This window comes from Bacillus sp. (in: firmicutes), assembly GCF_031983925.1.
Taxonomy (GTDB): domain Bacteria; phylum Bacillota; class Bacilli; order Bacillales; family Bacillaceae_G; genus Bacillus_A; species Bacillus_A pacificus.
Map to the genome: position 1 here is coordinate 443,509 of NZ_DALYZR010000003.1, position 13,179 is coordinate 456,687.

Annotated in this window: 10 protein-coding genes; 7 read left to right on the forward strand and 3 right to left on the reverse strand. The window is 34.9% G+C overall.

What is annotated here, in order from left to right; translation table 11 throughout:
• Window positions 1-5: 5 nt before the first annotated feature.
• Together RTP99_RS13765 and RTP99_RS13770 are read left to right on the forward strand one after the other, a co-directional pair.
• Window positions 6-926, forward strand: coding sequence for a thioester domain-containing protein (locus tag RTP99_RS13765; protein WP_001022516.1), 921 nt, complete (start codon window positions 6-8; stop codon window positions 924-926).
• Window positions 927-1,498: 572 nt separating this feature from the next.
• Window positions 1,499-4,702, forward strand: coding sequence for a putative mucin/carbohydrate-binding domain-containing protein (locus RTP99_RS13770; RefSeq protein ID WP_000038272.1), 3,204 nt, complete (start codon window positions 1,499-1,501; stop codon window positions 4,700-4,702).
• A 43-nt stretch (window positions 4,703-4,745) separates the two neighbouring features.
• Here the strand turns inward: RTP99_RS13770 and RTP99_RS13775 are convergent, their stop codons facing one another.
• The gene (locus RTP99_RS13775) at window positions 4,746-5,384 is read right to left on the reverse strand and encodes an NAD(P)-dependent oxidoreductase (RefSeq protein ID WP_000689899.1); all 639 of its coding nucleotides are present in this window, start codon (window positions 5,382-5,384) and stop codon (window positions 4,746-4,748) included.
• A 299-nt stretch (window positions 5,385-5,683) separates the two neighbouring features.
• Between RTP99_RS13775 and RTP99_RS13780 the strand changes: the two genes are divergently transcribed.
• The 5 genes from RTP99_RS13780 to RTP99_RS13800 all read left to right on the forward strand — a co-directional run bounded on the left by RTP99_RS13780 (window position 5,684) and on the right by RTP99_RS13800 (window position 12,217).
• The gene (locus tag RTP99_RS13780; protein WP_001022937.1) at window positions 5,684-7,114 is read left to right on the forward strand and encodes an alanine/glycine:cation symporter family protein; all 1,431 of its coding nucleotides are present in this window, start codon (window positions 5,684-5,686) and stop codon (window positions 7,112-7,114) included.
• A gap of 332 nt (window positions 7,115-7,446) precedes the next feature.
• Window positions 7,447-8,886, forward strand: coding sequence for an alanine/glycine:cation symporter family protein (locus RTP99_RS13785; protein WP_000346387.1), 1,440 nt, complete (start codon window positions 7,447-7,449; stop codon window positions 8,884-8,886).
• Between the two features lie 296 nt (window positions 8,887-9,182).
• Entirely contained in the window at window positions 9,183-10,364 is a 1,182-nt protein-coding gene (locus RTP99_RS13790) for a NupC/NupG family nucleoside CNT transporter (protein ID WP_000673860.1), read from the forward strand.
• Between the two features lie 345 nt (window positions 10,365-10,709).
• Entirely contained in the window at window positions 10,710-11,891 is a 1,182-nt protein-coding gene (locus RTP99_RS13795; protein WP_000706846.1) for a NupC/NupG family nucleoside CNT transporter, read from the forward strand.
• A gap of 92 nt (window positions 11,892-11,983) precedes the next feature.
• Window positions 11,984-12,217 (forward strand): hypothetical protein, encoded by a 234-nt coding sequence (locus RTP99_RS13800; protein WP_000392429.1) that lies wholly within the window; start codon window positions 11,984-11,986, stop codon window positions 12,215-12,217.
• Window positions 12,218-12,242: 25 nt separating this feature from the next.
• Here the strand turns inward: RTP99_RS13800 and RTP99_RS13805 are convergent, their stop codons facing one another.
• Window positions 12,243-12,749 carry a ferritin gene (locus RTP99_RS13805; protein ID WP_000949392.1) on the reverse strand — a complete coding sequence of 169 codons (507 nt, stop codon included), beginning with the start codon at window positions 12,747-12,749 and terminating at the stop codon, window positions 12,243-12,245.
• A 53-nt stretch (window positions 12,750-12,802) separates the two neighbouring features.
• A complete protein-coding gene (locus RTP99_RS13810; protein ID WP_000355748.1) occupies window positions 12,803-13,126 on the reverse strand; it encodes a MazG nucleotide pyrophosphohydrolase domain-containing protein in 324 nt (107 codons plus the stop codon).
• Window positions 13,127-13,179 lie beyond the last annotated feature (53 nt).

Here is a 13,179-nt window from a genome sequence, read left to right on the forward strand (position 1 = left end):
TAAACATGAATATAAAGCAATCGTTCAAAATTTTAGCTATGTTTTTAAGTGTTTTATTTGTGTTATTCCCACTTCAAAAAGCATTCGCAGAAGTTATGGACCATACAAAGTATCAAATGGATTGGAGCTATAGTAAGTCCAAGAAGAAACCAATCCGCACAGAGCTTATTAAAACGGCAGATGGCAAAATTGCTTTTTGCTTAAATGTAGATTTGAAATCTCCAAGCGGTCAAGATTTACCGGAAATGGGGAAAGTGGATATTAATGTGTACCGTGTACTATTGAATGGATATCCACAAAAGAGCCCGCAAGAATTAGGTGTTTCAGATTGGAGAGAAGCACATTATGCAACGCAGCTTGCAGTGTGGAATGCATTAAAACAAATCGATATTAATGATTTAGACTTCCGTAATAAAAATGTAGAAAAGGTAACGAAAGATATCGTTGCCAAGGCAAATGCTAGTGAAGAATTACAAGAAATTACGATGAGTGTAACTCCTACAGAAGAACAAGAAGCAGTATTGAAAAATGATTTCTTTGAAACAGGCTTATATACAGTAGAAACAAATGCCAAAAGTGGAACGTATAAAGTGCAAGCAACAGGTGCACCAGCGGGAGCCAGATTTGTAAATGAAAAGGGCGAAGCAAAAACGGAATTTAATGTAGGAGAAAAGTTCCGCATTTTAATTCCAAAACAAACACCAGCTGGTGGATTCAGCTTTAAAGTAATAGGAAATTTAACGAAACTACAAGGCATTGCGCATAAAGGTACACCGACAATTCAAAATGCAGTCGTATTACTTGAGCGTAGTGAGGAAAAAACAAGTCCTGAGTTATCGGTGAGCTGGAAAAAAGGAAATGGTCATGATAATAATAAACCACATACTCCAAACGAACCGCATAAACCGAATCAATATAAAAGGTAAGGATGAAAGCATTGGTATGAACCAATGCTTTTTATATATGAAATATAAAATTATATTAAAATAATTATTAACTAAACAAAGCACTTTTTTTATGTTATAAAAGCTATTTAAAAATAACGAAATATAATAAAATCCAAACGTTAAGATTAATAGATTAAATTCACAAAATTGTAACATTATTCTAATTGAAAAGGCTATCAAACAAAGTGTAAAGCGTGTAAAATTCAGTTGGAAAAACTACCTATAGATGGTCATATATGAAGAAAATGTAAGACTTTATTGCTATTTATAACTTTACATGTATAGATGACAATACTAAATGATATCTTTTACTATTCTCTTTTTATGTACGAAGAGAACTCATCACAAATAGAGAGAAGTGAGGAGGACATATTACATAAAAATTTTACAATGTAAGAAAGCGAATACATGGAGGGAAATGCGGTAGTAATAGATACAGGTGCGCGAGGTGTTCGTTTATTTATTACATATTTTTATAAAAATAATAGGATTTTTCATTAAATAAATATATAGGATGGTTTTTCTAAATAAAGGAACAGGGGACACAGATTATGTCGAAGAAGAAAAAGAGTAGGGTATTAGTAGCTGGTATATGCATATCTACATTATTATCACCAGTAGCTTTTGAAGCATCAAAAGGATATGCGGCGCCTTTGGAAGAGGTTAAAGGTGGAAAGTTGGAAGAGAGCAAAGAGAGTCGTTTGGAGCAGAGGACGTTTTATGTGCCTGGAAAAGGTGATGTCACTGAGGAACGAGATCGTTTAAAGGTGGACTGGGAACTAGCGGCAAATGAACCAACTGGGATTTATGCAAAGCCAAATGAAGAAATGAAAATTAAAATAAAAGGTGATAAGTCTATTAAAGCTTTTATAGGAACACATGCGTATGATGAAGAAGACCCTAAGGAATTTGATTTAACACCTGGTGAAAATGTAATATCATCTCCAGTGGGCGGGATACTGTATTTCTATAACCCGAACAATCAAGGTGATATCACAGCTGAAGTTACTAAGGGTGGAAGTCATTTTCCATTATTCATATTAGGAAAGCATACGAAAAAAGATTGGGATGAAATGCTGAAAAAGTATGAGAATCCATATGCAGTGGAATTAAGAGGAGAAAGAAGCCTAATCACATCAAGCTATGACGCTGTACAAGATTATATGAAAAATACAGATCCAACAGAATTATTGAAGCTGCATGATCAAATCATTCGCATAGAAAATAAGATTTCGGGATTATCTGAAGAGAGTGTAGGAGTGGCGAAAGCGCCAAAACACTATGTTCAATTTGTTGAAAATAGATATCCAGAAGAGGGCGATTGGATGAATGCATACTATTACCGCACTTCTTATGTTAAGAATGCGATGAAGTATGTATTAGACAGTAAAGAGTTAAAAACTGATGGATGGGGGCCTTGGCATGAAGTTGGGCATTTACATCAGCAGGCACCTTGGGAGTGGGAAGACCTGGGAGAGGTAACCGTTAATATTTACTCTTTAGCAGTTCAAACTAAGTTTGGTCATCAAACAAGGCTGGAAGAAGAAGAGCGCTACAAGGCAGCTTTTGCTTATTTAGGTCAAACAGACGCGCAAGAGAAAATGAATGAATTTGAGAAATTAGTTATGTTTTGGCAATTGCATTTAGCTTATGGAGATCAATTCTATCCGAAATTGCACCAAATGTATCGTTTGTTACATAATACAGAACTGCCTAAATCTGATGAAGAGAAAAAGCAGATGTTTATTTACATGACGTCAAAAGTGGCAGGACAAAATTTAGTTCCTTTCTTTGAAAAATGGGGATTAAGTGCAAATGATGATACTAGAGAGAAAATAGAAAAATTAAATTTACCTAAGTTAGAAAAAGAAATATGGAAAGCTACCGATAGTAATGATATTCGTGAAAAGCAAGTTGAAGCGTACGCAATTCCATACGGTGAACCGTCAAGTGAGGTGCAAAACCTTGTAGTGGGTACAGAGTTTGATGAGAAAGAAGCAAGTAAACTCGTTCAAAATTTAGGTGAGGATGTAAAAGTAACAGGTAAGATTATATGGCCTAAATTAGAGAATGGAAAACAGAAAGTATTAGTAGAAATTGTAGATAATAAAGGGAATAAGAATTTAATAACTGTTCCAGTCAATTCTCGTTATGGGGATGCTATGGTAGTTAAAGGTTTTGGTGATGAAGTGAGTTCTGTTATAACACTTCTTCATAATGAAAAGAAAATTGATGTTGATTTCAGTGTTAATGCACTCCATCATCGATTTAAAAACGAAAAATATGTAGAGATTACAGTATACGATAAAGAAGGTAATGAAAAGAAAAATATTTCTGTAGAGGGGCAAGAAAGTTCAAAAAAAATTGCTGAGCAATTGAAAGAGATTGAATTTCAATATGGAGACATTGTGAAAGTATTTCATGCGGAACCAGAGCGTTTTAGTTGGTATCAAAATGACAAGTTAGTAAATCTAGCAGAAAATAGGAATAAAAAAGAAAAGTTCTTCAAAATCACTCCACAAGGGTTTGAATTAAAAAGTAGTTTGCACGAAGTAACAGCATTACCACAAACGGTAGTAGTCGGGGCAGATACTGAAAAATTAAATGCCAAAAATTTTGTTGAAGTAAAAGACGGTGAAGTAATTGACTTTGTAGAGAAACCAACTACATCAAAAGTCGGAGAACAAAAAGTAAAAGTAGAAACGAAAGATCGTTTCGGGAATAAGCAAGTGACAGAAGTACCGTTAGAAGTAACATATGGAGATAGTATCGCATATGTAGGATTCGACAATAAAATTGCTTCAGTTGTAACGTTAAAGCATGAAAAGAAACAATTCCATGCGACTGATATGAATAGACAAATTCATCAGTATTTTAATAAAGAGCGCTACATGGGAATTACTTTATATGATAGAGAAGGAAAAGAGAAAAAACATGTAACAGCAGAAGGACAAGAAACTTCAAAGAACTTTGCAGAGCAAGTAAATGGTATGCAGTTCGAGTATGGAGATGTAGTGAAAGTATTTCATGCAGAACCAAATCGCTTGAAATGGTATCAAAATAATAATCTTACTGGTCAAGGTGAGAAAAAAGGAACAAAAGAACTATTCTTCAAAGTAACAGAAAAAGGTTTTGAGAGAATGGACATGTTGCAAGAAGTAAAAGCATTGCCGCAAAAAGTAGTAATTGGAACAAACAGTGAAATATTAGATGCAAAAAACTTTGTTGAAGTGAAAGATGGAGAAGTAATTGGCTTTGTAGAGAAACCAAATACAACAAAAATCGGTGCACAAAAAGTAAAAGTAGAGACAAAGGATCGTTTTGGAAATAGGCAAGTGACAGAAGTTCCTGTAGAAGTTACATATGGAGATAGTATAGTATATCAAGGTGTGTCCAATGTAACGCGTTCGATTGTTACACTAAATCATGATGAAAAGAAATTACATGCAACATTTACAAATGATACGATTCATTATCGTTTTGTAAATGAACAATATATAGGTCTTACGATTTACGATGGAAATGGAAACGAGAAAAAACATGTAACAGCAGAAGGGCAAGAAACTTCAAAGAATTTTGCAGAACAAGTAAACGGTACACCATTCCAGTATGGAGATACGATAAAAGTGTATCATGCAGAATCTGATCGTTTAAGTTGGTATAAAACTGGTGAGTTACTTGGAAAAGGGGACGCGAAGAAATTTAAAGAGATTTCCTTTAAGATTACTCCAAATGGTTTAGAACAAGTGAGATAATAAAAAAGCTCGTAAAACATTATGTTTTACGAGCTTTTCTTTATTATTCAGCCTCAGAAACAACTGTGAAGCGTTCGTTTACGTGTTTTGGATTTTCGATTTCATCAAGTGCTGCGACTGCGAAGTCTTCGTAACTTACGTAGCTATCACCTTTTGCGTTAACAAGAAGGTTGTCTTTACCAGCTGTATAAGAGCCTGTGCGTTTTCCTAATGCAAATAGTGCAGAAGGGCTGATGAATGTCCAAGTGATGTCATTTGTTTGTTGTAAAATTTCTAAGTTTTTACCTTGGTTTTGAGCAGTTGCAAGGTATTCTTTCGGGAAACCTGGTGTATCAAATACACGTGTTGTTTTCTCTTCGTCTACAAATAAGCTTCCAGCGCCGCCAACTACAAGTAATTTTGTGTTAGGTGTACCTTTCATAGCTTCAATTAGTACATTTCCTGCATCTACGTGAAGGTGTTCTTCGCCTGCTGGAGCACCGAATGCATTTACAACTACATCGAATGCTTGTAGGTCGTTAGATGTAAGAGAGAATACATCTTTCTCTAAAACTTTTACATTTTCTTCTGTAATTTTTGCAGCGTTTCTTACGATTGCAGTTACTTCATGTCCGCGATCTAATGCTTCTTTTAAAATGCGACTTCCTGCTTTACCAGTTGCTCCGATAATTCCGATTTTCATAATAAATCCCTCCAAAGTGTTTTGTTAAAGTGTATATCTGAAAGTAAATGAATTTGTTGTAATTAGGTTTGTTACAACCTGATGTAATCATTATAGTTACAGGGTGTTATTTTTGTCAATAGGGTTGTTTGTGAATTATTTTTTGTTTTAGTATGCACAGTTAGAGGGAGAACAGTCATAGAGATATTTTTACTGCAAGACTGTCTAATATTTGGAAATTGCAAATTGTCGAAAAATGTTGATTTTTGAATGTTTTTTAAATATAATTCGTTTTATGGAGAAAAGGAGGGGTTAATTGTATGAATATTTTGGAACAATTCGTTTCATCAACAAATACAATTCTTTGGTCATATATTCTTATAGCAATGTTAATTGGTTTAGGGATTTATTTTTCTATTAAATTGAAATTCGTACAAATTACTCATTTAGGGGAAATGATTCGTTTAATGAGTGATGGGTTAACTGGAAAGACGCGTAAAAAAGGTAGTGTATCTTCTTTCCAAGCATTTTGTATGAGTTCAGCAGCCCGTATTGGTATTGGTAACTTAGCTGGTGTAGCGTTAGCGATTTCTATGGGAGGACCTGGAGCAGTATTTTGGATGTGGGTGATTGCGATTATTGGGGCGTCTTCAAGTTTCGTAGAAAGTACGCTTGCCCAAATTTATAAAACAAAAGATGGCAGTGGCTTCCGTGGTGGCCCTGCTTATTATATGGAAAAAGGTTTAAATAAACGTTGGATGGGAATTTGGTTCTCTATCCTTATTACAATTAGTTACGGTTTAATTTTTAACTCAGTACAAGCAAATACAGTAACATTAGCATTTAAAAATGCTTTTGGTATTGAGCGTTATATTGTTGGGGTTGTATTAGCTGCATTAGTTGCGGTTATTATTTTTGGTGGTGTAAAAAGTATTGCACGTATGTCGGAAATGATTGTTCCGCCAATGGCGCTTATTTATATTGCAGTAGCGATTTTCGTTGTCATTAAAAACTTCTATTTAATACCAGATGTGTTTACGGAAATCTTTAAAGGTGCATTCGGTTTAGATTCAGCTGTAGGTGGCGGTATTGGTGCTGCGATGAAATATGGTATTCAGCGCGGATTATTTGCGAACGAAGCAGGTATGGGTAGTGCGCCGAATGCGGCAGCAACAGCTGATGTAACGCATCCAGCGAAACAAGGTTTTATTCAAACGATTGGAGTATTAGTAGATACATTTTTAGTATGTACATCAACAGCATTTATCGTACTATGTTCTGGTGCATATAAAGCAACGAATTTAGAAGGTATTGAACTAACACAAAATGCATTAAGTTCACAAATTGGCCCATGGGCAAGTAGCTTCTTAGCGATTATTATTTTCTTATTTGCGTTTAGTTCACTTTTAGGAAACTACTATTATGGTGAAACGAATATTGAATTCATTAAACAAAGTAAAACTTGGTTAACAATTTACCGTATTGCGGTAGTGGGAATGGTATTATTCGGTTCTGTTGCGACGCTTCAAGTTGTATGGAATATGGCGGACTTATTTATGGGACTAATGGTAATCACGAACTTAATTGCGATTACACTTCTTGGACGATTTGCGTATGCTGCATTGGCAGACTATGTAAGGCAAAAGAAACAAGGAAAAGATCCAGTCTTCCGTGCAGATTCTATTCCTGGTTTAACGAACACAGAGTGTTGGGATAAGTCAGCGGTAACGGATAAAGAAAAAGCAGTATAATGAAAAGGCGAGCATCGAGATGAATTCGGTGCTCGTTTTTTATTGTAGTAAATGATGAAAAGAGTAAGAGGTAATGATTAATATAATTTTTGGTTGTTCATTTTTCATGTTATTTGTAGGGAACGTACTGTCTTAAAGGTATGACTGGTCGCATAGGGCGAGTGATTTAGTATTGGATAAATGCGCGTATTGGTTATAGTTTTACGTAAAAAAATCATGAATGTTAATTGCGTTAACGTACAGATGTCAGAAAACCTAACATAAAGTTCTTGATTACTAAGAGTTTTTAGAATATAATTTTCTTATTGTTAGGAAGAGGGGGCAATGCAATTATGGATTTTTTAGCTAAGGTAATTGGGGATATAAATAATGTCCTTTGGTCATATATCATTATTGCGATGTTAATTGGGTTAGGACTTTACTTTTCATTCCGTGTGAAATTTGTCCAAGTTCGTTACTTCGGTGAAATGATTCGATTGCTTGGGGATGGGGCGAGTTCGAAAACGAGGAAAGCACAAAAAGAGAAGAGTGGTGTATCATCATTCCAGGCTTTTTGTATGAGTACAGCTTCTCGTGTAGGTACTGGTAACTTAGCCGGAGTAGCTATTGCAATTTCAGCAGGTGGACCAGGAGCAGTATTTTGGATGTGGTTAATCGCGGTAATTGGGGGTGCTTCTGCATTTGTAGAGAGCACATTAGCGCAAATTTATAAAGTGAAAGATGGGAATACGTTCCGTGGTGGTCCAGCGTATTATATGGAAAAGGGTTTAAATAAGCGCTGGCTTGGAGCTATCTTTTCTGTATTAATAACAGTAAGTTTCGGATTAATTTTTAACGCTGTACAATCTAATACTGTAGCAGCTGCTTTTGATGGGGCATTCAAAACAGATAGTAGATTAGTAGGTCTTGTAATGGCTGGTTTACTTGCAGTTATTATTTTTGGCGGAGTAAAGCGAATTGCACGCGCGGTTGAAATGATTGTTCCAGTAATGGCGATTATTTATGTAGCAGTAGCATTATTCGTTGTTGTAACAAACATTACGGCAATTCCGTATGTATTTAAAGAAATTTTCTTACATGCTTTCGGAATTAAAGAAGTAGTAGGTGGAGGATTAGGTGCTGCGATTTTATTAGGGGTAAAACGCGGATTATTCTCAAATGAAGCAGGTATGGGTAGTGCGCCGAACGCAGCAGCGACTGCAAACGTAACGCACCCAGTTAAACAAGGTTTCATTCAAACTTTAGGGGTATTTACAGATACATTATTAATTTGTAGTTGTACAGCATTTATCATTCTTTTATCAGATGTGCATAATGCAGCTGATTTAAATGGTATTCAATTAACGCAACAAGCATTAAGTCAACATATCGGACCGTGGGCATCTATATTTGTAGCAGTTGCAATCTTCTTGTTTGCATTTAGTTCATTAGTAGGTAACTACTACTATGGTGAAACGAATATTGAATTCTTAAATGGAAGTAAAGTGTTATTAACAGCGTACCGCATTGCTGTACTTGGTATGGTTATGTTAGGGTCTGTAGCAACAATTCAAATCGTTTGGGATGTAGCTGATCTATTCATGGGTATTATGGCTGTTATTAACTTAGTTGCAATCGTATTCCTTTCTAAGTATGCTTTTGCAGCATTATCAGATTATGTAAAGCAAAAGAAACAAGGAAAAGATCCAGTCTTCTATGCGAATTCAATTCCAGGCCTGAAAAATACAGAGTGCTGGGAAGAGCAAGTAGCAGATAAAGAAAAAGCGGTATAAGGAAATGGGTATCAAGTGAAACTTGATGCCCATTTTTTTATTTTATCTAAATCTTTGTAAGAAGTAAAAGACGAACATTAATGAATGTTTCTTAATAAAATGTAATTTTTTAAAGAAAAGTGCGGATATGAGTTGTGATTTATGTTAGAATGGAAAATGCCTTTGAAACAAGAGGTTTTATGATTTTTCTTATCCGATTGAAGATTTTGGAGGAGAAATGGAAAGTTCGGATTATTTCTTGTTTTTAGTGGTCAGACGTTCAACGTTAATGAAGAGTTAAATGGAGGATTTTATTAATGAAGTTTGTTATGTTTCTTGTAGGATTACTCGTTGTATTTGTACTCGGTTTTCTTATAAGCTCCGATCGAAAGAAGATTAAGTATAAACCAATCGCAATTATGCTTATTATTCAGCTAGCATTATCTTATTTCTTATTAAATACGCAAATTGGTTATATTTTAGTAAAAGGAATTTCAGATGGATTTGGCGCACTTCTTGGATATGCGGAAGCTGGAATCGTTTTCGTATTTGGTGGTCTTGTTAATAAAGGAGAGGTTTCATTCTTCTTAACAGCGTTATTGCCAATCGTATTCTTTGCCGTTTTAATTGGAATTCTGCAGCACTTTAAAATTTTACCGATATTTATTCGTGCTATTGGTACTTTGTTAAGTAAAGTAAATGGTTTAGGAAAACTAGAATCATATAACGCAGTAGCAGCTGCTATTGTTGGGCAAGCAGAAGTATTTATTACAGTAAAAGATCAATTAAGTAAAATCCCAAAACACCGTTTATATACATTATGTGCATCTTCTATGTCAACAGTATCGATGTCAATCGTCGGTTCTTACATGAAAATGATCGAACCAAAATATGTAGTGACAGCACTTGTATTAAATTTATTTAGTGGTTTCATTATTATTCATATTATTAACCCGTACGATATTACAGAAGAAGAAGATACACTGAAATTAGAAAATAAGAAAAAACAGTCATTCTTTGAAATGTTAAGTGAATATATTATGCTTGGTTTCACAATCGCGATTACAGTAGCAGCGATGTTACTTGGTTTCGTAGCATTAATTACAGCAATCAATAGCTTGTTTGATTCAGTTTTCGGTATTACATTCCAAGCTATTTTAGGATACATTTTCTCGCCATTAGCATTCGTAATGGGTATCCCGCAAGCAGAGATGGTAACAGCGGGACAAATTATGGCAACGAAATTAGTATCAAACGAGTTTGTTGCGATGCTTGATCTTGGAAAAGTAGCGGGTGACTTATCAGCTCGTACAGTTGGAATTCTTTCTGTATTCCTTGTATCATTTGCGAACTTCTCATCAATCGGAATTATCGCAGGTGCAACGAAAGGTATCGATGAAAATCAATCAAATGTTGTATCATCATTCGGTTTACGCCTTGTGTACGGTGCAACATTAGTAAGTATTCTATCAGCGATTATCGTTGGTGTTATGTTATAAAAAAGATGGTCCTAGCTCATAGCTAGGGCCATTTTTTTATGGTAAATTTGCATAGAAAAACCAATTAATTAGGAATATATTAACATATAAAAATCTTTTAAAATTTATATTGCATTTCAGTTAGATAACGCTTACAATTTGATTTGTAGGTGGTATCAATTTCAGACTTTCAAGTATGGTAGGAGAGAAGAAGCTACCTTTTATAAATTGCAATTTATGTAAACGCTTACTGATTTTAGATAATAGTTGAATAGTATTTAGGGGTTTTAAATTTTTTTAACATCAATGGTCAGACGTCATTCGTTATACGACCGATAACTCGTGGGAGAAGTGGAGGATTCACATATGAAAATAGTAATGTTTCTAGTCGGTTTACTTGTAGTATTTGTACTAGGTTTCCTTATCAGTTCAGATCGTAAGAAAATTAAATATAAACCAATTGCACTTATGCTTGTCATTCAATTGGTACTTGCATATTTCTTACTAAATACAAAGGTCGGATTTGTATTAGTAAAAGGGATTGCAGATGGATTTGGCGCTATTTTAAAATTTGCGGAGGCAGGGGTTAATTTCGTATTTGGTGGTCTAGCAAATGATGGACAAGCACCATTCTTCTTAACAGTATTATTACCAATTATTTTCTTAGCAGTATTAATTGGGATCTTACAACATATTAAAATTTTACCGATTATCATTCGTGCAGTCGGTTTCCTATTAAGTAAAGTGAACGGTTTAGGAAAACTAGAATCATATAATGCAGTAGCAGCTGCGATTGTTGGTCAAGGGGAAGTATTCATTACAGTAAAAGATCAATTAAGCAAATTACCGAAAAATCGTTTATACACACTTTGTGCATCTTCCATGTCTACAGTATCGATGTCAATTGTCGGTTCTTATATGAAAATGATTGATCCAAAATATGTAGTAACGGCACTTGTATTAAACTTATTTAGTGGATTCATTATCGTTCATATTATTAATCCATATGACGTGAAAGAAGAAGACGACATTTTAGAATTACAAGAAGATAAAAAGCAAACATTCTTTGAAATGTTAGGCGAATATATTATGCTTGGTTTCTCTATCGCTGTAACAGTAGCGGCGATGTTAATCGGTTTCGTAGCATTAATTACAGCAATTAATGGTGTGTTCGATTCAATTTTCGGAATCACATTCCAAAGCATTTTAGGATACATTTTCTCACCATTAGCATTCGTAATGGGTATCCCAACATCAGAGATGTTAACAGCAGGACAAATTATGGCAACGAAATTAGTAACGAACGAATTCGTTGCAATGCTTGACCTTGGTAAAGTAGCTGGTGATTTATCAGCTCGTACAGTAGGTATTTTATCTATCTTCCTTGTATCATTTGCGAACTTTTCATCAATTGGAATTATCGCAGGTGCAACGAAGAGTATCGATGGCAAACAAGCAAACGTTGTATCATCATTCGGATTAAAACTTGTATACGGTGCAACGTTAGTAAGTATATTATCAGCGGTTATCGTTGGGGTTATGCTTTAATAAATAGTAAAAAAGTTGTTTATCTCTCACTTAGAGGATAAACGACTTTTTTTGTTTTGGTATGATAAATAATACAGAGAAGGGGAATTAGGTTGGAAGAACAGGATATTTTAAAGGAGTTTGATGAGATTATAGATAACATTGATCAATTAACTGGAGAAGATGCTAGAGCGTTTTTGAAATTGATACATGGATATTTGAGCATAGTAGAAGAAGGCGATGGGACTTTTACTCATAGTGACTTTGTTGAAAAGGTTTCTAGGTTTTATAAGAAAGATGTGGCGAGGGTTATTCAGCTGAGAGAAGAAATAAAAAAATCACCTTAATCCATTCATTAAGGTGATTGAAATACTACTCAGCTGGAGGCGTAAATGTACGTTTCTCTAATTCAGCATCTAACATAAATAATGCGTTTGAATCGCTTGTAATACGTTTTAATTTTTGGATGATGCTATCGAATGAAGCTTCTTCTTCTACTTGCTCATCGACGAACCATTTTAAGAATGTAATTGTTGCGTGTTCACGCTCATCCCAGGCGATATCAGATAGGTTGTAAATACGTTTCGTTACTTCACGCTCGTGCTCAAGTGCTACTTCAAAAGCGTTCAGTACAGATTCATATTCGTTATTCGGATTATCAAATCCAGTAATAATAGCGCGCTCACCGCGGTCATTAATATAGTTGTAAAGCTTCATCGCATGGAAACGTTCTTCTTCAGCTTGTACAAGGAAAAAGTTAGCGAATCCATCATAGCTTTCGGCTGTACAGTAAGCAGCCATTGCCATATAAGCGTGGGCAGAGTAAAATTCAAAATTCATTTGATCATTTAATGCATCGTGCAATTTTTTTGATAACATAAAATCCCCCTTAGTATTGTGACAAGAATATTATATCACAATTGATAATATTCTCATTTGGATGTTTCAAACCTTTTCGAAAGCTTTGTGACGTGTGCGTCCATAATGTCTTGCAAATCTAAATCATATTTTTGTGAAAGAATAATAAGATTAGATAGTACATCACCAAGTTCTTCTTTTAGTTCTTGTTTTAGCTCTTCTTCTGTCTTAGCGTCTTCATCAGGACGATCGCGACCGATTTCGATTGCGCGAACAACGCGTGAAACTTCCCCAACTTCCTCTGTTAAGAAATTTAAGCGAATAAAGGCATTATACTGTGACCAGCTTCGTTTTTCGTAAAATTCCTCAACCCATCTTTGAAATGCAACGATATCCATTTCTTTCTCATCCCCTCAATATGTTGTACAATGTTCATTGTATCATAACAATA

Excerpts from the sequence above, each read along its gene's own strand:
- RTP99_RS13780 (WP_001022937.1), top strand. The coding sequence starts at position 5,684 with ATGAATATTTTGGAACAATTCGTTTCATCAACAAATACAATTCTTTGG.
- RTP99_RS13790 (WP_000673860.1), top strand. The coding sequence starts at position 9,183 with ATGAAGTTTGTTATGTTTCTTGTAGGATTACTCGTTGTATTTGTACTC.
- RTP99_RS13795 (WP_000706846.1), top strand. The coding sequence starts at position 10,710 with ATGAAAATAGTAATGTTTCTAGTCGGTTTACTTGTAGTATTTGTACTA.
- RTP99_RS13770 (WP_000038272.1), top strand. The coding sequence starts at position 1,499 with ATGTCGAAGAAGAAAAAGAGTAGGGTATTAGTAGCTGGTATATGCATA.
- RTP99_RS13805 (WP_000949392.1), bottom strand. The coding sequence starts at position 12,749 with ATGTTATCAAAAAAATTGCACGATGCATTAAATGATCAAATGAATTTT.
- RTP99_RS13775 (WP_000689899.1), bottom strand. The coding sequence starts at position 5,384 with ATGAAAATCGGAATTATCGGAGCAACTGGTAAAGCAGGAAGTCGCATT.
- RTP99_RS13765 (WP_001022516.1), top strand. The coding sequence starts at position 6 with ATGAATATAAAGCAATCGTTCAAAATTTTAGCTATGTTTTTAAGTGTT.
- RTP99_RS13810 (WP_000355748.1), bottom strand. The coding sequence starts at position 13,126 with ATGGATATCGTTGCATTTCAAAGATGGGTTGAGGAATTTTACGAAAAA.
- RTP99_RS13785 (WP_000346387.1), top strand. The coding sequence starts at position 7,447 with ATGGATTTTTTAGCTAAGGTAATTGGGGATATAAATAATGTCCTTTGG.